The organism is Methanobrevibacter sp., from assembly GCF_045611865.1.
Classification (GTDB): domain Archaea; phylum Methanobacteriota; class Methanobacteria; order Methanobacteriales; family Methanobacteriaceae; genus Methanocatella.
Genome location: NZ_JAZKXX010000060.1, coordinates 139,757 through 160,790 on the forward strand (window position 1 = coordinate 139,757; position 21,034 = coordinate 160,790).

General features: G+C 33.4%; 18 protein-coding genes, 3 tRNA genes and 1 other RNA gene. 14 read left to right on the forward strand and 8 right to left on the reverse strand.

The annotated features are described in order from the left end of the window. The first annotated feature begins 59 nt into the window (after positions 1-59). Positions 60-1,235 (forward strand): TIGR00375 family protein, encoded by a 1,176-nt coding sequence (locus tag ACKI32_RS06370; RefSeq protein ID WP_407414639.1) that lies wholly within the window; start codon positions 60-62, stop codon positions 1,233-1,235. A gap of 13 nt (positions 1,236-1,248) precedes the next feature. On the opposite strand, the gene ACKI32_RS06375 is transcribed toward ACKI32_RS06370, so the two are convergent. From ACKI32_RS06375 to ACKI32_RS06385, 3 genes are all read right to left on the reverse strand, one after another. Further along, positions 1,249-1,322 (reverse strand) — tRNA-Arg (locus tag ACKI32_RS06375). A 55-nt stretch (positions 1,323-1,377) separates the two neighbouring features. Next, positions 1,378-1,451: transfer RNA gene (locus ACKI32_RS06380), tRNA-Arg, on the reverse strand. Positions 1,452-1,537: 86 nt separating this feature from the next. Then, a complete protein-coding gene (locus tag ACKI32_RS06385) occupies positions 1,538-2,038 on the reverse strand; it encodes an endoglucanase (RefSeq protein ID WP_407414641.1) in 501 nt (166 codons plus the stop codon). A gap of 146 nt (positions 2,039-2,184) precedes the next feature. Here ACKI32_RS06385 and frhA point away from each other — a divergent pair, with 146 nt between their 5' ends. From frhA to frhB, 4 genes are read left to right on the forward strand one after another with little or no spacing between them, the layout of a single operon-like run. Continuing rightward, the gene (gene frhA / locus ACKI32_RS06390) at positions 2,185-3,399 is read left to right on the forward strand and encodes a coenzyme F420 hydrogenase subunit alpha (RefSeq protein WP_407414643.1); all 1,215 of its coding nucleotides are present in this window, start codon (positions 2,185-2,187) and stop codon (positions 3,397-3,399) included. Positions 3,400-3,414: 15 nt separating this feature from the next. Next, positions 3,415-3,984 (forward strand): coenzyme F420-reducing hydrogenase, FrhD protein, encoded by a 570-nt coding sequence (gene frhD, locus ACKI32_RS06395; RefSeq protein WP_407414645.1) that lies wholly within the window; start codon positions 3,415-3,417, stop codon positions 3,982-3,984. Next, complete coding sequence (gene frhG / locus ACKI32_RS06400) at positions 3,984-4,820, forward strand: coenzyme F420 hydrogenase subunit gamma (RefSeq protein ID WP_407414647.1); 837 nt, start codon at positions 3,984-3,986, stop codon at positions 4,818-4,820. Before frhD ends, frhG begins: the two co-directional genes overlap by 1 nt. An 11-nt stretch (positions 4,821-4,831) precedes the next feature. Next, positions 4,832-5,683, forward strand: a complete 852-nt coding sequence (gene frhB / locus ACKI32_RS06405) for a coenzyme F420 hydrogenase subunit beta (RefSeq protein ID WP_407414649.1) — start codon at positions 4,832-4,834, stop codon at positions 5,681-5,683. Positions 5,684-5,788: 105 nt separating this feature from the next. Here the strand turns inward: frhB and map are convergent, their stop codons facing one another. Beyond that, positions 5,789-6,706 carry a type II methionyl aminopeptidase gene (gene map, locus ACKI32_RS06410; protein WP_407414651.1) on the reverse strand — a complete coding sequence of 306 codons (918 nt, stop codon included), beginning with the start codon at positions 6,704-6,706 and terminating at the stop codon, positions 5,789-5,791. 99 nt (positions 6,707-6,805) lie between these two features. Here map and ACKI32_RS06415 point away from each other — a divergent pair, with 99 nt between their 5' ends. The 6 genes from ACKI32_RS06415 to ACKI32_RS06440 all read left to right on the forward strand — a co-directional run bounded on the left by ACKI32_RS06415 (position 6,806) and on the right by ACKI32_RS06440 (position 11,118). Beyond that, complete coding sequence (locus ACKI32_RS06415) at positions 6,806-7,216, forward strand: hypothetical protein (protein WP_407414653.1); 411 nt, start codon at positions 6,806-6,808, stop codon at positions 7,214-7,216. 8 nt (positions 7,217-7,224) lie between these two features. Next, positions 7,225-7,749, forward strand: a complete 525-nt coding sequence (locus tag ACKI32_RS06420) for a hypothetical protein (RefSeq protein ID WP_407414655.1) — start codon at positions 7,225-7,227, stop codon at positions 7,747-7,749. A 90-nt stretch (positions 7,750-7,839) separates the two neighbouring features. Further along, positions 7,840-7,914, forward strand: a tRNA-Met gene (locus ACKI32_RS06425). Between the two features lie 21 nt (positions 7,915-7,935). Next, an RNA gene (gene rnpB, locus ACKI32_RS06430) (RNase P RNA component) lies at positions 7,936-8,217 on the forward strand. 243 nt (positions 8,218-8,460) lie between these two features. Then, the gene (locus ACKI32_RS06435) at positions 8,461-10,446 is read left to right on the forward strand and encodes an ABC transporter transmembrane domain-containing protein (protein WP_407414657.1); all 1,986 of its coding nucleotides are present in this window, start codon (positions 8,461-8,463) and stop codon (positions 10,444-10,446) included. 120 nt (positions 10,447-10,566) lie between these two features. Further along, a complete protein-coding gene (locus ACKI32_RS06440; RefSeq protein ID WP_407414659.1) occupies positions 10,567-11,118 on the forward strand; it encodes a DUF2115 family protein in 552 nt (183 codons plus the stop codon). A 28-nt stretch (positions 11,119-11,146) separates the two neighbouring features. On the opposite strand, the gene ACKI32_RS06445 is transcribed toward ACKI32_RS06440, so the two are convergent. Together ACKI32_RS06445 and ACKI32_RS06450 are read right to left on the reverse strand one after the other, a co-directional pair. Then, the gene (locus tag ACKI32_RS06445) at positions 11,147-11,470 is read right to left on the reverse strand and encodes a hypothetical protein (protein WP_407414661.1); all 324 of its coding nucleotides are present in this window, start codon (positions 11,468-11,470) and stop codon (positions 11,147-11,149) included. Between the two features lie 53 nt (positions 11,471-11,523). Next, positions 11,524-11,682 carry a hypothetical protein gene (locus ACKI32_RS06450; protein ID WP_407414663.1) on the reverse strand — a complete coding sequence of 53 codons (159 nt, stop codon included), beginning with the start codon at positions 11,680-11,682 and terminating at the stop codon, positions 11,524-11,526. A gap of 90 nt (positions 11,683-11,772) precedes the next feature. Here ACKI32_RS06450 and ACKI32_RS06455 point away from each other — a divergent pair, with 90 nt between their 5' ends. Beyond that, a complete protein-coding gene (locus ACKI32_RS06455; RefSeq protein WP_407414665.1) occupies positions 11,773-13,368 on the forward strand; it encodes an ABC1 kinase family protein in 1,596 nt (531 codons plus the stop codon). A gap of 132 nt (positions 13,369-13,500) precedes the next feature. Beyond that, positions 13,501-13,956: a hypothetical protein gene (locus tag ACKI32_RS06460; RefSeq protein ID WP_407414667.1), complete on the forward strand. Its 456-nt coding sequence runs from the start codon at positions 13,501-13,503 to the stop codon at positions 13,954-13,956. On the opposite strand, the gene dusB is transcribed toward ACKI32_RS06460, so the two are convergent. Both dusB and ACKI32_RS06470 read right to left on the reverse strand, forming a co-directional pair. After that, a complete protein-coding gene (dusB, locus tag ACKI32_RS06465; RefSeq protein WP_407414669.1) occupies positions 13,953-14,933 on the reverse strand; it encodes a tRNA dihydrouridine synthase DusB in 981 nt (326 codons plus the stop codon). The two genes, ACKI32_RS06460 and dusB, sit on opposite strands and share 4 nt — an antisense overlap. 73 nt (positions 14,934-15,006) lie before the next feature. Continuing rightward, on the reverse strand, positions 15,007-15,855 hold the full coding sequence (locus tag ACKI32_RS06470; protein WP_407414671.1) for a DUF1002 domain-containing protein: 849 nt from the start codon (positions 15,853-15,855) through the stop codon (positions 15,007-15,009). Positions 15,856-16,124: 269 nt separating this feature from the next. On the opposite strand from ACKI32_RS06470, the gene ACKI32_RS06475 reads away from it, so the two are divergent. Continuing rightward, positions 16,125-20,906, forward strand: a complete 4,782-nt coding sequence (locus ACKI32_RS06475; protein ID WP_407414673.1) for a cobaltochelatase subunit CobN — start codon at positions 16,125-16,127, stop codon at positions 20,904-20,906. Positions 20,907-21,034: the final 128 nt, after the last annotated feature.

Genomic DNA, 21,034 nt, shown 5'->3' on the forward strand with positions numbered 1-21,034 from the left:
ATTTCTTTTTTACTTTTTTTTAAATAATTTAATATAATTTTAAATTCTAACAATTAAACATGTTAGTAAATGCTGATTTTCACATTCACAGTTGTTTTTCAATGGCATCATCAAAGGATATGCTAATTAGAAATATCGCTCCCAAAGCTTCCCAAAAGGGATTAAAACTTGTGGGAACAGGGGATGCTTTTCATTCAGGTTGGTTAGATATCATTGAGGAAAGCACAACCTATTCTGGTGATGGAATTTATTCAACTGATGATGTTGATTTTGTTTTAACAACTGAAGTTGAAGGAAAACACAGAATTCACCATGTTATCATTATTCCTAACTTGGAAATAGCCCGGGAGTTATCTGAAAAACTTCCTTCAAAAAATAAATCAATTGATGGAAGGCCTAAAACTAACTATGGTGGGGCTGAACTTTTAGAACTTGTTAAGGAGTATGATTGTTTGATTGGCCCTGCACATGCATTTACTCCATGGACTGGAATGTATAAATCATACAACAGTATTTATGACTGCTATGAAAAAAAGCCAGATTTTGTTGAGTTGGGTCTTTCAGCAGATACTTTCATGGCGGACAAAGTTTCAGAACTTAAGGATTTTCCATTTCTTACAAATTCAGATGCTCATTCGCCATGGCCGCACAGATTAGGTAGGGAGTTTAATCAAATCGAGATGGAAGACATTTCATTTTCATCAATTAAACACGCCATTAAACATAAGGAAATTAAGGCAAATTATGGACTTGTACCAAATTTGGGAAAGTATCACATGACTGCATGTACTAAATGCTTTAAATTAGTTGATCCATTAATTGCAAAGGAAAATAAGATGAAATGTAGTTGTGGTGGAACAATTAAAAAAGGTGTTGACTTTAGAATTTCAGAAATTGCAGACCTAAATGAGCCTCAACATCCTAAATTTAGACCAAAATATGTTCATTTAATGCCTTTAGCCGAATTAATATCTGCCGTTTATGATAAAGGAGTCACCACAAAAACAGTTCAAAGAAAATGGCAACTTTTGATAGATAATTTTGGAACAGAAATTGATGTTTTAGTTAATACTTCTTTGGAAAGTATTAATAACATTGATTCAAAGGTTTCTTTGGCTATTGAATCATTTAGAAATAATACTATTGAAGTTATTCCTGGTGGTGGGGGAAAATATGGTAATATTTCTTTTAAAAAAGAACCTGTGAGTCGTGAAATTACTTTAGACAATTTTTAATTAAATATTAAAACGGACTTGGAGGGATTTGAACCCTCGATCTTAAGATTAGGAGTCTTACGCCCTTCCAGACTAGGCTACAAGCCCAAAATTATTAAAAAATATTGTAAAATTGTTTTTTTAAAAAAAGTATTTGTAAGAGCGGACCCGCCGGGATTTGAACCCGGGGTCTTCGGATTAGAAGTCCGACGCCCTATCCAGCTAGGCTACGGGCCCTTACATATAACAATAATAAATTTATTTTTTGTATTATATATATTTAACGAATTATATAAAAAAATAAAAAAGGATATAAAAAATCCTTACATTCTTTCAGTCATTCCAGTAGCATCGTTTACACCGATACCATCTACAGCATTACCGTTAGCATCATATATGGTAAAAATCCAGTATCCATCACTGTATCTTCCATTTCCAGCGTAACATCCTGCTTCACTAATAGCACCATTAGCTATACTTTGGGCTTGTGAATATGATAAGTGTGTACTTGTTCCAGATCCTCCGCTTCCTGAACCGGAGCCTCCTGATCCACTACCTGAACCAGAACTTGAGCCACCAGAACTTGAACTTCCACTGCCTGATCCGGTGCTTCCACTGCTTGAAGAAGTAGTAGCTACAGAGGAACCAGTACCATTATTTAAACTTGAAATATTACCAATTCCATTTCCTGCATCATTACTTGCGGACATACTGGATAAGTCAGAAAATATTGGACTATCACTATTAGTTATACCGTATGCTGCAACAGCTGCGGCAATACATAAAACGACAATAATTGAAATTATAATATTAGCTTTATCCATTCTTTTCCCTCCTATTAAGTATAATAAATAATTTTAGTATTTCATAGAATATATATGTTTCTATATTAATTTTTCAGTATTACTTATAAATGTTTAATAATAAAGATATATACGTTAGTTTCTAATTTCTAATTGAGGTGACATATTTGAAAGATAGAGTAGTTATATCTCCTACAACTCGTCAAGAAGGCCATGCCGAACTCGTCATGGAAGTTGATGATGAAGGGATAGTTACAAAAGGTATGTATTTTAGTATAACTCCTGTAAGGGGTTTAGAAAAGATGGTTCTTAACAAAGCACCTGAACCCGCTCCTGTTCTATGTCAAAGAATTTGTGGAGTATGTCCAATTCCACACACTTTAGCATCCGCAGAAGCTATGGACATGGCATTAGGAATCGAAATTCCTAAAGCAGGTAAATTGTTAAGAAAAGCTGTCGCAGCAGCACACGGAATTAACAGTGCAGCAATTCACCACTTTTTAGTTGCTCCTGATGTTGTTCCAGATGACAAATTTGCAACTGCAGTTGACAGTGTAAGTGCTGTAAGAAAAGTTGTTCAATATGTTGTTGACATGATTGCTGGTGAAGGTATTCACCCATCTGATATAAGAGTTGGTGGTATGGCAAGAAACATTACTCCATTCACCAAAGAAAGATTAGTCGAAAGAATGACTGCATTAAAACCACAACTTGAAGAACACGTTGAATTTATCAAAAACTGTGTAGCTGAAGCAGGTTTACCTGCTGATTTAGGTGTAGTTAACCAACCATTATTAGCTACCGATGCAACTTATGGTACCAACGAATTTGATATGGACATATTCTCTGAAGTATTACCAGAAGCATGGTATGATGACCCTGAAATTGGTAAAAGAGGTTGTTCAGTAATTCCATTATTGAATGGTGAAAACGTTGAAACTGGTCCAAGAGCAAGAATGGAAAAATTTGCAGGTTTCAAAGATAAAGGTGTAGTTGCACAACACGTTGCTCGTGCAGATGAAATGTTGAAAAACTACGATGCATGTATGGAAGCATTAGATGCAATTGATCCTTCCGCACCTGCTAATGTAAGTTACGATAAAAGAGGAACTGGTGAACTCGGATTCGGTGTTATCGAAGGTCCTAGGGGAACTGATGTACACATGGCAAAAGTTGTCGAAGGAAAAACCCAATTCTACTCTGCAATTGTGCCAACTACTTGGAACATTCCAACTATGGGTCCTGCAACCGAAGGATTCCATCACGAATTTGGTCCACATGTTATCAGAGCATACGACCCTTGTTTATCATGTGCTACTCACGTAATGGTTGTTGATGACGAAGATAAATCCATTCTCAAAAATGAAATGGTGAGAATCTAGAGTGGAGGAAAATTAATGCCTTATAATTCGGATATTATCGTTATTGGATGTGGAAATGTATTATTTAAAGATGATGGTTTTGGTCCAATAGTCATTAATATTTTACAAAAATATTTTAATGATGAAAACGATTATTATGATCCGGCTGTTACTTCATATGTTGAAGATGAATTTGATAAAGATATTTTAAGCCAAATACAAGAGAAATTTGAAGATATCACACTGCCTGACGGTGTTCAGTTCATTGATGGGGGAACTGCAGCTCCAACTAATTTCTTCCCGTTATATGAGGAGTATGATTGGAAAAAATTAATTGTAATTGATGTTGTTGAATTCAATGCAGAACCGGGTACTGTAGATACATTTGATCCTAATATTATGAAAATAGGAAAATATGATAATCCTCATGGTGCAACTGTTGAAGAACCTCTTCAAAAGATTTCCGAAAAATGTGAAGTCGTTGTTGTTGGCTGTAAACCGGCTGAGATTCCAACTCCGGATGTAGATATGGGTTTAACAGAACCTGTTGAAAAGGCAATTCCTGAAGCTATTGATATTATTTTAAATGAAATCGGGGTAAAATAATGTTTGATAAATTGAAAAAAGCTTTTGGAGGTTCATCTGAACCTGCACCAAAAGTAGAAGAAAAAGTTGAAGCTGCTCCTGCAGAAACCCAAGCACCTGCAGAAACCAAAGCTGCTTCCTCAAAACCACGTATTGGTTACATACACTTAAGTGGTTGTACTGGTGATGCAATGTCTTTAACCGAAAACTATGATATTTTATCCACAGTTTTAACTGACATGGTTGACATTGTTTACGGACAAACTTTAGTAGATAAATGGATTCATGGTACTTATGCTGAAGAAATGCCAGAAATGGACTTATGTTTAATTGAAGGATCTGTATGTCTACAAGATGAACACAGTGTTCACGAACTTTTAGAAGCAAGAGAAAAATCTGGTTTAATCGCCGCATTTGGATCTTGTGCTGTAACTGGTTGTTTCACCACCTTCGCTCGTGGGGGTCAACAAGCACAACCTAAACACGAATCCTTCTTACCAATTAACGCATTAGTTAAAGTAGATTTAGCACTTCCTGGTTGTCCTGTCGCTCCTGAAATGATTGCGAAAGCAGTTGTTGCATTATGTGAAGGAGACTTAGATTACTTAAAACCAGCAATGGATTGGGCTGCATGTGATAAAGGATGTGGCTGTGATGTATTAACTAACGTAATCCGTCACGGATTATGTACTGGATGTGGAACTTGTGCTCTTGCTTGTCCAACTAGAGCAATGGGCTTTTCCGAAGGTAGACCTAGCTGTGATAGAGACAGATGTATTAAATGTGGATCTTGTTATATGATGTGTCCAAGGTCATGGTTACCTGAAGGAAGAATTAAAAAGGAAACAGGACTTTAGGAGGAATGAACATGCCATTAGGTACTTATAAAGAAGCAGTATCTGCAAGATCTACTGATAAAAAAATTCTAGACGTATCACAAGACGGAGGAATTGTTTCAGCATTACTCTGTTACGCACTCGATGAAGGAATCATTGAAGGTGCAGTTGTTGCTGGAACTCCTGATGATGATTGGAGACCAATTCCTACTGTAGTAACTTCATCCGATGAAGTTATCGCAGCTGCAGGAACCAAATACTCAATGTCCCCAACCTTATCCGCTTTAAAAGAAGCAACCCGTCAATACGGTCTTGAAAAAGTAGGAGTTGTCGCAACTCCATGTCAAACACAAGGTTTAAGAAAAGCACAAGCTTATCCATTCACAAGATTTGTTGCTGACAAAATTAAATTAATCGTCGGTATCTACTGTATGGAAAACTTCCCTATGGCTTCTCTTGATACCTTTGCAACCGCAAAATTAGGATTTGACAGTTTACAAGATGCTAGTAAAATGGACATTGGTAAAGGTAAATTCTGGTTAACCAAAGACGGTGAAGACAGTGGTTTAGCTATTAAGGAAACCCACGGTTACGAACAAGCTGGATGTAACATTTGTCAAGACTATGTTGCTGAATGGTCTGATGTATCAACTGGTTCAGTTGGATCTCCTGACGGATGGTCTACTGTTTTAACCAGAACTGATGCTGGTTCCAACGTATTCAAAGCAGCTGTTTCCGCTGGTTTAATTGAAACAAAACCAATGGATGAAGTAAAACCTGGTCTTCCTTTACTTGAAAAATTAGCTAAAGGTAAAAAAGACAAAAACACTGCAGAACGTGAAAGAAGAGCTAAAATGGGACTCAAAATCCCAGCTATATACTAAATCTTCTTTCTTTTTTTCTTTTTTTTATTTAAAATTTCTTAAAATTAGTTAATAAATTATTTTTGCAAATATTTAAAAAATAAGATGAAGAGAGTATCTCTTCAATTAAATAGTTGTAACAGTACAACCTTCTTTTTCAACAACAACAGTATGTTCTTTTTGACTGACAAAGCAATCTTTTTTCTCACGCAATGGAGCATAAGGATAGATTGCCATTGCATCTGAAAGCTGTTTTAAAGCAATATTTCCTTTCCTTTCTCCAAATTCACTTGTAATCCATCTTCCTGAAAATGGAACGTAAGCATGATTATGTTGGATATACTTTAAGACTCTTTGAGTGCTTTTCATTCTAAAAGGCTTATTTGCCATATATGAGAATATGTAATGGCCTGGAGAATCATTCACGATACCTTCTCCATTGGTTGCAAATGGTTCGATTGCAACTGCCTGGCCTTCTTCTAGGATATAATTGTCATGATTATTATAATTTGGAATGGAAATGCCTGCATGAAGGTTATTTTGCTCTAAACTATGTCCAGTCAAATTAAAAATAGGATTTAAATTATATTCTGATATGGCTTCGTGGACTGCAGCACCAATTTTTGAAACTTCAATACCTGCTCTTGTAGTTGCAATTGCAGCTTCAAGGCCGGCTGCTGATGCTTCAACAATCTCTTCATGTAAATTTATTTCGTCTTGAGTGTAATTTTCATCAATGTTTCCATCAGCAATTATTGTAATTGCGGTATCTGCAATGTATCCGTCAATCATTGCACCCAAATCTAATTTAACCATATCTCCGGCACGAATTACGGTCTGATCTCCTGCAGGGGAAGTGTAATGTGCAGCAATTTCATTTAATGATACATTGCATGGGAAAGCTATTTGGGCACCAGATTTTAGGATTTCGCTTTCTACGTACTCTACTAAGTCAATGACTAAAGTCCCGTCTTTAATCATCTTTGATGCTTCTTCACGTATTTTTGAAGCAATTTTTCCTGATTCTATATATGATTCCATCATAAAATATTACCTTCACATTAAATAATTAATTATATAATTGATAAAGTTATATTATTATTTATATTACGTTACTCTATAAATATAATTGGAGGTAAAAAAATGGATATTATTCCTACAATACCAAATCAAATTTTTTATTTAATTATACTGGTAATTGTTGCAATTGTATTGATAATTATTGTTTATCAATGGAGAAAAGTCGCACAATCTAAAAATTCAATTTTAATGCTTGAAAAAGAAATTGAACTTAAAAAGATGTCTATGGTAGAAAAAGACATAGAATCTAAAAGATTAATGGACAATCCAATTCCATTGCCACAAGAGCAACAAGATAGTCTTTCAGCAATTAGACAATCTACAACTGAAGTTAGAAGCAATGTAGGTTATCTTCATTCTGAAATTAATGAAAGATTAGCTAGACTTGAAGCTGAAACAGAACAAAGAAAGTTAGAAAAAATGCTTAAAGAAATTGAAGCAAAAGAAGCCAAACTTAAAAAAATGGATAAATAGGTGGTAAAATGGATGCTATGGAAGCAGTTGCTATTATTATTTTAGTTATTGCAATCGCAGTTTTAGTTTATTATTATTTATTAAACAGTCCTGAACATGTGAATAAACTACGTAATTATGTTCCGACTAGCGCGGATGCTCATATGAATAAAGTTTTAAATAGGGATTCAGAGCCTGCATATGATGATTTACCTAAAGAAGATGCTGCAGATGAATCTGAAGGTTCCATGACTAAAAGAATTAAAGTTAAATTAAGCGATATTGACATGTCTAGTTTAAATACAGATGCATTTTCTAACAAAATTGACGCATTTTTAGATGCTAAAAGTGATCAATTAATTAAAGATTGGTCTTTAGCTACTACTGATGATTTAGAAGAATTAGAATCTAAATTTTCCAAAACAACTAGTAATGTTGATGCTTTAGAGAAAAGCTTTGATGAATTTAAAAAATCATCCGCTGAGTTCCAGAAAGCTACTGAAGAAAAATTAGATGATTTAGATAAAAGAATAGAATCATTAGAAAATAATTAATCTTATTTTCTTTAATCTTTTCTTTTTGTAGAAAGATTTATATATAATCTTTAATATAATTATTAAATACTTGTACTACTTTTTTCGTATAGCAGGGTGGGGTAGTCTGGTGAACCCGCGGGGCTCATAACCCCGAGATCCCTAGTTCAAATCTAGGCCCTGCTACTTTTAATTAATATTTTCATGGCAAGTTAAAGACAGCTGCTGGTTATTTTAACTAAGGAAACTCCGCCCATCAATACAGAACTATGGCGTTGAAAAACGTATACTGAGAAGTATGACTCTGGAGCAGAAACGACACGGCTTTTAACAGTAGACGATGATATTTAATTGAGGATGTTAAAAGAATCGGTGAAACGGCCATTCCATAGGATGCAAGAACAAAGATGCCGATAATCTCTGTTGTAGGCAAGGTAGTTCGCTAAGATGAATGCTGTTTAAACAGAAGGTGGGTTACTCTTAACAGGCCATGAATATTAATTATTTTCTTATTTTAAGAGTGTTTTTACACAGGTGTTCACTTTCAAAAAATATAAAATACATAATATTTATTATGATGCCACTATAAGTACGAATCTTTGCTTCTAGTAATGTTGATTGTATTTAACTCTCAACTAGGAGTTAAGATGGTTTGAAAGGATAATTATGAAGTTTCATGTTTCATGAATTAGGGAATAATGTATATCTATTTTAAAAAATAAAATAAAATTCATGAGAAAGTTTTTGAAGGTTTCACTGAAATTCCAATGGAAGACAATATTGGTTATTTTCGCTTTAATAATCATTCAGACATTCTTTCAAATGGAAATAATTGATTTGTTCAGTGCGGCTTTGACCGGTGTTAAAGAACAGAAAATCGATTTGCTTGTCCAATCCGGATCATACATGTTATTGTATACAGTCATTTCAATGATTGCCATTTATGTCATTTCATTTCTCTCAACAAGAGTGGCTTCGAATGCCGCATATACGGTCCGTGAGAAACTCTTTCATATATTGATGAACTTGCCTAGTGAGGAACTTGAGCAATTTAAAATTTCAGGGCTGGTTACACGGTCAACCAGGGGGATGTCCTCAGAACAGGGGTTTATAGTGATAATACTCACACAATTAATGTTGATTCCAGTTACATTCATAGCAATTATTTATGAAATAGCCTTGATTGACGGAACTTATGCGCTATTCTTCTTGGCATTTGTTGGTGTTCTTGCCATGATTCTGATTTTTAGAATGAAACAAATTGTGAAAATATTTTTCAGAGCCAAAAAGACATACGGAAAACTGAACCTGATGTTTTTATCCAAAATCAGTGATATTGCAGGCAGAATTCCATTCAATAAACAGGAGTATGAAGAGGAATTTGAAGAGGCATGTGAGAATTCCTATGATAAGAATGTCACCTATATTTTAAGCCAATATTACCTTGGGCCAGTATTATTATGGGGTTTATATGCTATTGTTTTGATTACATTTGCAATGGTTAATTCCGGATACACCATTGGCTTTGAAACCGACAGTGTAGTTGATTCATTCATTATTCTTATATATGTTGCCTACTTCATCAGTACCTTGGCGTTTCTCCCGGCATTAATTGACAGGTGGCCACGTGCATATGCCACTTCTGTGCGTTTGGAGGAAGTCCTGAATCTGGAAGATAAAACCATAAAATCCAAAAAACCAGTTAATTCAAAAAGAATAGAAATTGTAGAGGAAGATGTATCCTGGCAGAATAAGGGCATATGGGATGAAAGAAAGGACATTTCCCAAAAATTCACTCTAATATTAAACGAAGACAGGGCCAAAGTAATCATATCAATGATTTTGCTTACGATATCCACATTATGCATGGTTTATGCCCCTAAAATTGCAGGAAAGACGGTTAATTTATTGAGTTCCAATGTGAATTCATCCAACGATGCTGCCATCTACATTAATCTGGCATTGCTTTTGGTATTATATTCTGCAGGATATCTGCTTCAATTGTCTCCTAAAAGAATAATGGGAGTTATGGGTGAAAAGGTGGCCTATAATTTAAGAATGAAATTATTTGATGGGATTGATGCTGTCGGGCCCGCTTTCATTCAGGAAAACTCAAAGGGTCTTATCATGTCCAGATTAAACAATGATGTGATGAACATCAGGGAGTTCGTCTCAACCAGATTTTCTGAAATTTATGCGCAAATCCTATCGATAGTCCTTGTAATAGTACTGATGATGATGACAGACTTTAGATTGAGCTTAATTTATCTTGGGATATTGCCGATTTATGTCATTTCCTTTTCGTTATGCGATTATAAATCTAAAGATTATTATGATGGCCATCAAAAGCATTTGGGGCGATTGATGAGCTATTTTGAAAGAGGTCTCACAAATCGTGATTCATTCCATGAAAAAGGGTTTAAAAAAATCAACCAAACTGTAATTGACTATTATGCCAAATCTAGAAACATTACTAATATTATGGAGCCTGTTACAACCTTTTTAACAAATGCAAGTAATATTACTGTTTATATGGCAGGCATTTACTTTTTATCAGTTGGTGAAATACAACTGGGAACCCTATTGGTGGTTATCATGTATGGGCAGTTATTGACTAAACCTATTAAAAAACTAAGCACTTCGATGGCTTCTATTGAAACTGCATTTTCAAGCATAAAAAGAATATTTGCGATTATTGACTATCGCAAAGAGGAATGATTGGATTTTCAGTTATGTTAACGTAAAAAAGTAACTTATTAACCTATGAAAAGGTTATATCCTCTGAAAATACATATTTTGACAAAAAATATTTTTAATTAATAAAAGTAATATGATAATATGGAACCTGAAGATATTCTTATGGAATTAAAGGAATTGTCCTCACAGGATTCTATTAAAAAAAGCGAATTGATGAGAATACTTAAAAAATATGCACATACAATTAGTGTATATGACTTAATGGGTCTTTCAGAACGTATGAGAAAAGAAGGCGAGTATCTCGATGAAGAGTATCGTGAACACTTCCTTGAAATTTATATTAAGAATTTCATATTGCGCATAACTGAGCTTATCGCTTTAAAAGATTACGATGACTCAAATATTAATAAGAATTCCTTTGATGAAACATTTCCTATTCTTGAGAGAATGTTTGAAAAAGAGGCGTTACCTGGTTTTGAGGGAGACAAATTCCCATTAGTTTATGCCGTTGTTTCATTATATGTAACATATATCACAGAAGAGCCAATACACCATGTTGGAAGCGAATTTCCTGGAAATCTTAAAGTTGAAGAAATAAATGGCGAATATTTCTGTCCCGTTAAGGAAAAGCACATGGATAATGTCAATGCAACTTGTCATTATTGCATTGCTAAACAAAACCCTAATATTTAAGGGATTATCTAATTTCGAAAAATAAAATTTAGTATAAATTAGAATTGTCAATAATGAGGCTTTTCTCTTTAATATTACTAATTACCTGATCTTTATATTTAATTTCGATAGCTATTAATTTAGCACCTTCAATTTTTGGAAGAAATGTGATTGAATACTTATTTAAAATAATCCAGTGGATATCCTTAAAGTTTAACCTGAATTGTTCCTCTCCAATATTCATTTCCACATAGTCGTCTTCAATGATTAACTTCTTTTCCAAATCATTATTTTTTAGCTTTGAAATTCGTCTATGGATTAAAATATTATAGATTATGCCTAAAACTAATGCAATTGAAAATATAATAATCACATATGGGTATAAGGTATAGCTTTGGTCCAGCAGATATAGGCCTGTAAAGATTACTAAAACACCAATGCAATTCCAGTTAGCAGGATTGCTTCGGTATTTGTTCCACGTATTTTCTTCTTTGCATTTTTCACTAGCTTTAAATAATTAGACATTACAGCTAAGACTTCGCCGTAATAATTATTAGATTCAATTTTATCAAGTTCTATTTCCATAATTAATACTTTAAGTTTGTTATGTATAAATTTATTTACCAATTAAACAAATATCTAAATATTAGTTAAAATAATATTAAGGTGACAACTATGGATAAAGAAACAAAAGCACGTTTGGGCGAAATTCGTGATGCTTTAAAAAAATATGGCTTTGATAAGATTTTAGGTCAAACAGCAAAGAGTAAAATACGTCATAAGGATGATGAAAATGCTCCTGACCTTTTATTGGATGATGAAATTCCTGTAAAATTAAGATTAATGCTTCAAGAGTTGGGAACTACTTTTATTAAGTTAGGTCAGCTATTAAGTACCCGGCCGGATATTGTCGGTGAAAAAATCGCAAATGAATTGGCTAACTTGCAGGATGATAATCCTGCTATATCATATGACCAGGTTAAAGCAATAGTTGAAAGAGAACTTCAAGGAAACATTGATGAATTATTTGAAGATTTCTCACATGAACATTTAGCAACTGCATCCATTGGTCAAGTTCATGAAGCTAAATTAACAACCGGTGAGAGAGTTGCAGTTAAAATCCAAAAAGAAGGAATCACTGATAAAATTGATCTTGATTTGAGGATAATGAAATATGTCGCAAATCGTGCTGATAAATTCAATTCCAATCTTAAAAAGTTAAATTTACCTGGAATAATGGATGAATTTGACCGTTCAATTCACAAGGAAATTGATTATAATAACGAATTTATGAATATGCAACGCATAGAATTAAATTTTGTAGATAATCCGGGTATTCATATTCCAGCTACATATTCCCAATACTGTTCATCAAAAGTTTTGACAATGGAATTTATTGACGGTACAAAATTAAATGATGTATATGTGAGCAGTGATGAGGAATTCGACAAAAAACTATTGGCTAAAAATATTCTTGATTCATATCTTCAACAGCTGTTTATTGACGGTTTCTTCCATGGGGACCCTCATCCAGGAAACATAATGATTTTAGAGGATAATATTGTATGTTATCTTGATTTGGGTATGATGGGATTCTTTGATGAAGAATTCAAAAGAAACCTTTCTGAATTGATGATATTGTTTGTTGACCAGGATGTTGATGGATTGATTAATCAATTAATGTACATGGATATTTTGGATTATAGCATTGAAACAAGAACCTTAAAAAGAGACCTAAATGATCTGTTTGGAAGGTATTTCGGTGTCGAACTCAATCGTTTCAATGGTGTTTTAGAAGAACTGCTTAATCTCATGCAGGAATATGGTGTCATTCTTCCAAACGAATTTGTTACAATGGCAAGAGGACTTTCAATGGTTGAAGCTATTGCACAGAATCTGGATCCTGAAATCGATGTTTTCGCATCAATTAAACCAGTTGCAGTACAAATTGCCAAAAAAAGAATGGATCCTAAAGAGTATTTCAAAGGTAAGAAAAGCAATCTGATTTTATATGAACACATGATTCAGGCCTTGCCAAAACTTCTTACAAGGACCATCCACAAGATTGAAAACGAGGAATTGAAACTTAAGTTTGAAGTAGATATCACCGATAAGGTTTCCATAATTGCATTGGTATCTGCTCTTATAGTTGGATCTTCTGTTGTTTCTTTTGGACCGATGGTATTTGACATGCCGGTAATTTCTTTAATTGGTTATATAATTGCGATAATTTTAAGTATCATTGGTTTTAAAAAATTTGTTTTAAAATAGATATTGAGTTATGAGGAATTTTTCCTTCATAATTTATTTTTTTAGTAATTTTTCTTTATTCCCAGTATTTGGTAATTTTTGGATGATTATGTTAGATTGTAGATTTAAATAATTAATATTGATTGGTGAAATATGAATTTAGGATTCTCATTCGTTGGTTTGATTTTTCTTGTAATGCTTTTTACTCCAAATATTATTTGGACTCGAAATAAGCCTTATGATTATGAAAAGTATGCTGGAAATGAAAATAGGATTTTGTCTGTTTTGGAGCAAATAGGACAGGTTCTTGTTGTTTTATTTTCATTAATAATTTTTGATTCTACAATTATTTGGCCAATAGAGGTTGTTGCTTTTGCTTTAATGGTGTTGTATGAAATTTATTGGATAAGGTATTTCCAAAGTTCAAGGTCAATGAAGGATATGTATTCAAGCTTTCTTAAAATCCCTGTTGCAGGTGCAACACTGCCTGTTTTGGCATTTTTCCTATTGGGAATTTCTCAAAATAATATATTATTGGTAATTTCAACAGTAATTCTTGGAATTGGCCATATTGGAATTCATTTGGCACATGAAAAAGAGGTAAGTTAAAAAGCAATCATCTCTCTAAATTCTTCTAATAAATCGTACAACTCTTCTTTTTCAGTAATTTTAAATAGTCTTGGCTTGATTTCAGAGCTTCTGTAAGTATTCTTTAGATAATATGCGGCATGTGTTCTCATTTTATGCATTGCTATCTTTTCACTTCTAAGTTCTGAAAGTAACTCTGCATGTTTTTTAATCATCGCTATTTTTTCATCGATTGTTACCTTTTCAGGTTCAATTCCTTCTTCTAAATATTCAATGCACTGTTTGATTAACCATGGATTTCCTCGTACGGCCCTTCCAATCATGATTGCATCACAGTTGGTTTCATCTATCATTCTTTCAGCATCATAACATGTCCAAATATCTCCATTTCCTATAACTGGAATTGATATGGAATCTTTAACTTCTTTGATAATGTTCCAATCTGCAGGAACATCATAACGATCTTCTCGGGTTCTTGGATGAACGGCGATTGCAGAAGCCCCAGCATCCTCAACAATTCCTGCAACTTCGAGGGCATTAATATGTTTTCTATCCCATCCGCTTCTTATCTTAACGGTGACGGGCACTGGAACGCTTTCAATTACATTTTTTACAATATCTTCTATTTTTTCAGGATTTTTTAAAAGCGCACTTCCAGATTGGCTTTTAACGGCCACTTTTGTAACGGGACATCCCATGTTGATGTCAATAATATCCGGTTGCATTGTTTCATGAATGTATTTGGATGCTATTTTGAATGATTCCGGTTCTGCTCCAAAAATCTGTTGTGCTATTGGGCGTTCTTCATCAGTCATATACAACATTTCCTTTGTTTTATCGTTGTCATACATGATTGACTTTGCTGAAACCATTTCTGTTCCAATAAGTCCGCAGCCCATTGATTTGGCAATTTTTCTAAATGCGGAATCGCATATTCCTGCCATTGGAGCTAAAACAACTTGATTATCAATTTTAACATTGCCAATTTTCCATTTCATCACTAAAATATTTCTTTAAGCAAATATTTAATGGGTTGCATTTAAAAATTTTAAAAAAAGTAGTAAATGTGGATTAGTTAAATAATCCACTTAAAAATCCTTTAGCTGAGTCAGTATTGGCATTTCCTAACACTTCAGATACTTGACTTTCATAATTGTCAATATCTCCTTGTACGCTTTGGATTTGTTCAATACTTAATGCTAAGTTTTCAATATCATTATTTGTGAGATTAATGTTGTAATTAATAGTGTAGTTGTTAATGATATTTACGATTGTAGCATGGTCAGTAATGTCTTCTTCTTGAACGGTTTCTTTTACATCATCAACTAATTTTGATAATTCATCTGCGTCAACATCTGAATTTTCTACAATTTCAGCTTGGGTGTAAATTTCATTGTTTGCTGCTTCTTTTACAGTTTCTGGAATTTCCACATCAGTAGCTACTTCATAGGAATTCATAATTCCGGCAAGTGCAGATTCACCAGTTGCTGTAACTGGGCTGGTTACGTAAACATGACCGTTGGTAATTCCAACTGATTTTAAAGCAGATAGGTACATATCTCCGGTTATTGTGGTGATTTTTGATTTATCAACACTAACTTCAAGATTGTCGTTATCATTTAAATCTACAAGTGCTGAGGAGAAGATTTGGTTTGAATTGTAAACTTTTCCAGTTATTGTGCTTGCAATTTTATTTACTTCATCAGCAGTGATTATTTTTGATTCAACAGTATTTAAATCGACATTTGCTTGATTTACAAAGAAATCATCAACAATGGCTTTATAATTTGCATTATGTTGTGTGGTCTCACCGTAGGTTATTACAGTTTGTGAATTATCATTGGCTGAAAAGCCTACTGGGATGAGCATTCCGATTATTATTAAAGATAGAATAATCATACTTAAGCTAATCTTGCGCATTAATGTCACCTCTTATTATATTGGTACATTTTAATTTGTTAAATCAATATTTAAATGTATCTTTTTTCTATTAACATAATTTTATTGAATTATAATATTACTTTAGTTTAGTTAATTTTATATGTATTCAAATTAAATTTAAAAATGTAGTAATAATTTTTGCTACGTTTGTTATAAATAAGTGTAAAGGAGGTGAAAATACGAAAAAGTTAGATTATAGATTGTTATTTACATTAATTCTTTCAATAATGCTCATATTTTCGATAAGCATGGTTTTTGCAGAAGATAATGATGCAGTATCTGATGTAGTTGGTGTTCCTAATGATATAAATGATGTTTCGCATGATTCACAAGCAATTGAAGTTGAGAGTTCCCAGTTTGATGAATCAATTTTAACAGAAAGCAATAATGTTATTAATATTCATGTAACTGACTCTTATAACGAAACGGGCAAAACATGGGATGAAGACGGTTTTGACTTAGCGGGAGCTACCGTTAAAGTTTATGACTCTTCAAATAATAAATTAATTTCAACACAGAAAACTAACTCAAAAGGTATTGCAGTAATTAAAAACTTAGCTTCAAGTAAATATCGCTTAGAGATTAGCTATTCAACATATGAACCTATAAAACTTGATAATATTGATTTTACTAAAAAAAGTGGTACAATAAACATTGATAATGTGATGTTTGTTCCGGATATCCTATTACTGGTGGACTACAACTCCCATAATGAAAAGGTAGATGTATTGATGAATATGTCTAGAAGAGTTGCTTTTATCAGTACCACTGATTTCGATAAGGCAAGGGCATGGTTGGTTGAATATGCAAACTACATTCACATAGATATGTTTTCAGAATCGGCTTATAGTGTTTTTACGGGTCAATATCTAAAGGAACTTTTAGCAAAATCTCCAGCTAACGCAAATTATAATGTTGCATACACTTTTGGTGTTTGCTCACAGCAAATATTAAACAACACAGGTTTACATATTGTTGGGGCTTCAGCTAGAAATAATACTTTTGACACTATTGAAAACACATATGTTGGCTCATATTTCCAGGCAAGAGATATTGAGGAATCAAATATCTTACAAAGTAATATGAAGAATTATTTGGCTTATGTTTACTATTTAATTAATCCATCTAAATATGATGACCCAACTCTTGATGAGAACAATTCTCCTTTAATGACTCCTGAGTGCGGATTCTACCATCCAGATATGGGAATTTATTCCCTGGTTCCAGAAGGCAAACTAGTAAATCAATGGATTCGCAATAATCCGGGTTATACTCACAGTTCCGATGGAAGTTTAAATTGGATGATTGAAGATTATGTCGAATGGTTAACAAATGTTTTAGACCCTACAAGTCTATTTGTTCAATTTGAAAATGATTATATTGCTAAATTCAATCCAAACAGAACATTTATAGTCATTGCTTCTTATTACGGTGGTGAAGAAGTAGTTGATGCATTAATCAGAGGTTATGAAGCTAGTGGAAGGCCAGCATTTAATGTATTTAAAACAGGCACTCAACCACCGATATCATCAATCTTAAATAAGATTAATAATATTTCAAAAGTGGGAATGTCTGCTGTAAACTCATTATGTAGTTGGTCACTGGATTACACTGCAGGTACTGCAGAACCAGATTTAACAGATATTGATTTGCATGTATTGAAAGGTATAGTTGAGATATCAGAATACAGTTATAACAGTGATTTGGGTGCTCAAGTAGAATGGACATTTATGGTTACCTATCCAAGTTTTGAAGGAGTATTTGGACAGGTTGCACTATCTTATGTGGATAATTGGGGTAATTCTCATGTTATCCAAGAAGGTGTAGATAAAATGGTCAAGTTAAACTGTGCTTGGGCAGATTTAAAAGACTTAAAAAATTCTGATAAAAAAATATCTGTAATGCTGTACAATTACCCACCAGGTAAAGCTGAAATCGGTGCTTCTTATTTGGATGTTTTCCAAAGTATTCATGACTTGCTTATACAGTTATATGCTCAAGGATATGACATCGGAGGTAGCGTTGAATACTCAAACGTCTACAACGATACTTACCAGTGGATTATTAACTCAGATAGTAATTATAAAATTAATGGAACTTCCACTAATTTGATTTCTCTTGAAAATTTAACAGATTTAATCTTTGACATGAACAACAAAGGTTCATGGGCATCAGGTTTACTTGAAAAATATGTTGAAGAAAACTGGGATTACTTAATGGAACACCATCAGTTAATCTCTTTAGAGGAATTTGAATATTTAACTTCAGATTTAAGGGATGAACTTTACAATGAAATGATAAGCTATTGGGGTGATACTTTAGGTCCTGCAATGGTTTATAAAAATAAATACATCGTAATTCCAGGTATTTGGTTCGGTAATGTATTTGTAACTTTCCAACCAAGTAGGGGTTGGGAGGAAGTGCAAGATTATCACAGTCTTACTATACCGCCACATCAACAATATGTTGCATTCTATGAATGGTTAGATAAAACTGCAAATATTAATGCTATTGTTAGTATGGGAACTCACGGAACCTTAGAATGGTTGCCTGGTGTCAATCTTGGGGCTTATCCTGGAGATTGGACATTCGAATTAACTTTAATTCCAACTGTATATCCATATATTGTTTCCAACCCTGGTGAAGCAATGGTTGCAAGAGATAGAAGTTCTGCTCTTCTTATCACACACATGACTCCTGCAATGGTCTCATCAGAGTTGTATGGTAATTACACTACATTGAAAAATTATATTAATTACTATAAAGACCAAGTTGCTCTTAATGTGACTGCTAATGCCGAATCCTACAAGAATATGATTTTGGAATTGGCTCCGGCTTTAGGTTTTAGAAACATTACAAAAAATGAAAGCTTTAGTGATTGGATAGATGAATTGCACCTTTATCTTGATGCAATGGAAAATGACTTCAACACTTTTGGATTGCATACCATAGGTAAAGTTTTAACTGGTTATGAGCTTGCAGAAGAGATAATTACAATCGTAACTTCTCAAACCAAGATTTATGACCAATTAGTCGAATTCTTGTATCCAAATTTAGCTGATTTAAGCTTCTTTAAAGATATGCAGGGCAATCTCAAATATTCTAATGAAGTTAGCACTATAAAATCTTACCTTAAGGATTATGTCTATCGTTTGGTTAACGGCAGTTCAGTAGAAGAATTAAACAATGAATTGGGCATTCAAAAAGGAACTGCTTTATATAATTCAACAAGCTATTGTGAAGATATAATTGTTAATATTCAAAATAATAATGAATGGAATGCGATTTTACTTGCATTAGGTGGAAATTATGTAAAATCAGGATTATTTGCTGATCCATCTTATGGTGATTCAATTCCAACCGGTTATGATGGTTATGCATCAGACCCAACAAGAATGCCTTCTCAAGCTGCTTATGATTCTGCTGTAAGAATTGTTGATATGCTTTTAGCTAATTACTATGAAGCTCATGGTAAATGGCCGGAATTAACTTCATTAATCTTATGGGGTACCGAAATATCCAGAACTGAAGGAATTGGTGTTGCTGAGTTTATGTATTTGCTTGGTTGTAAACCAGTATGGGCTGACAATGGAAAAGTTTTAGGTGTTGAACAAATACCTATTGATGAATTAAAAGTTCAATTAAATAATGGAACTATTGTAAATAGGCCTAGAGTGGATGTATTTGCAAGTATGGTTACAAATAACAAAGATTGGATTACTTGGATGTTAACAGCAATTCAGTTAGCTGCTGATGCTCAAGGAGAAGATGCATCTAATAATTATGTTATAAAACATTATGCTGAAAATCCTACTTTAGACAGATTATTCGGTCTTCCGGGTAACGTTTTAGAAGGAACTGGTATGTCTAATCTTATTCCAAACACTGCAGATTGGAATATATCTACAGTTGGAGAATATGCTATGGATATTTACTTAGATAAAGTTTCATATTCATGGACTCTAGATGAAAAAGGTAATATTGTAATCAATAAGCAAAAAGACACATATAAGTATTTGATTGAAAATGTAGATGTAATTACCCAAAACTTTGACAGTAGTTGGAGATTATTTGACTCAGACGATTATTACGACTGGTTTGGTGGTTTATTAAATACAGCTAACCAATTGAAAAAACAAGCAGGTAAAGACCCAGTTGATACAATGTTCTTTGATATTAGAAATAAAAATAACTATATCTCAAGAACATATATGGAAGAGTTGAATTTTGAAATCCGTAGTATGCTTTTAAATCCACAATATACTGAAGCATTAATCCATACTCCGGCTGGAATGAATTCATATGCAAAAAGCTTCCAAAACTTCTATGCTTCCCTTGTTTTAAGTGGAGAGGGTCTTAATACTCAATTAGGTAATCAATTGGCAGAACAAGTAATGTACATATCTTCCACTGTTAACAAAGGTAGTTTAGCTGCAGGTTCTCAGTCATCTACAGCTTGGATGATTTATATGGCTCAACAAGGTCTTTGGGACGCTGATGCAGAAACTCTTCAAAAATTAGTTGACACTTATGTTGGAAGTGTAATTGCATACGGTGTTGCATGTTGTCACCACACATGTAAGAATCTCGCATGGAATAATGAAATTATACAAATGAGCTCATTAACTCCTGCTGAAAAACAAAAATATGCAGAGATATTGGCTCAAGCAACTAATACTGAAGCATTGTATAAAGCAGATGAAAATGGTGGAAATAGTGGTAATGCAAATACACTAGCTAATGGTACTTCACAGGAGAAATCAAGTGGTTCTAATTCCGGTGGTCAAACAGCAATCGGTGAAGATCCATCTCCAAGTGGTACTGCTCAAACTGCTTCAGATGCTCAAAGTTCTTCATCAAGTGATGCAGGTGCAAGTGGAGCTCAAGCTTATGAGCTTACACAAAAATCAGCATCTAAATCCACAGCTTCTGCTGAGTCCAGCATGCCAATATTCGTTATTATTGCAATAATAATTCTAATTGCAATATTTTTGGTTGGATATGTAAGAAAACAAGATGATGATTATTAATCTAATCATCAACTTTTTTTATTTTTTTTTATAAATTTGATTTTTTTAGTAATTTTTAAATATGTTATTTTATCAAAAATAATAATATATTAGAAAATTTTTAAAGTTTATTTTAATTAAATTTTGAT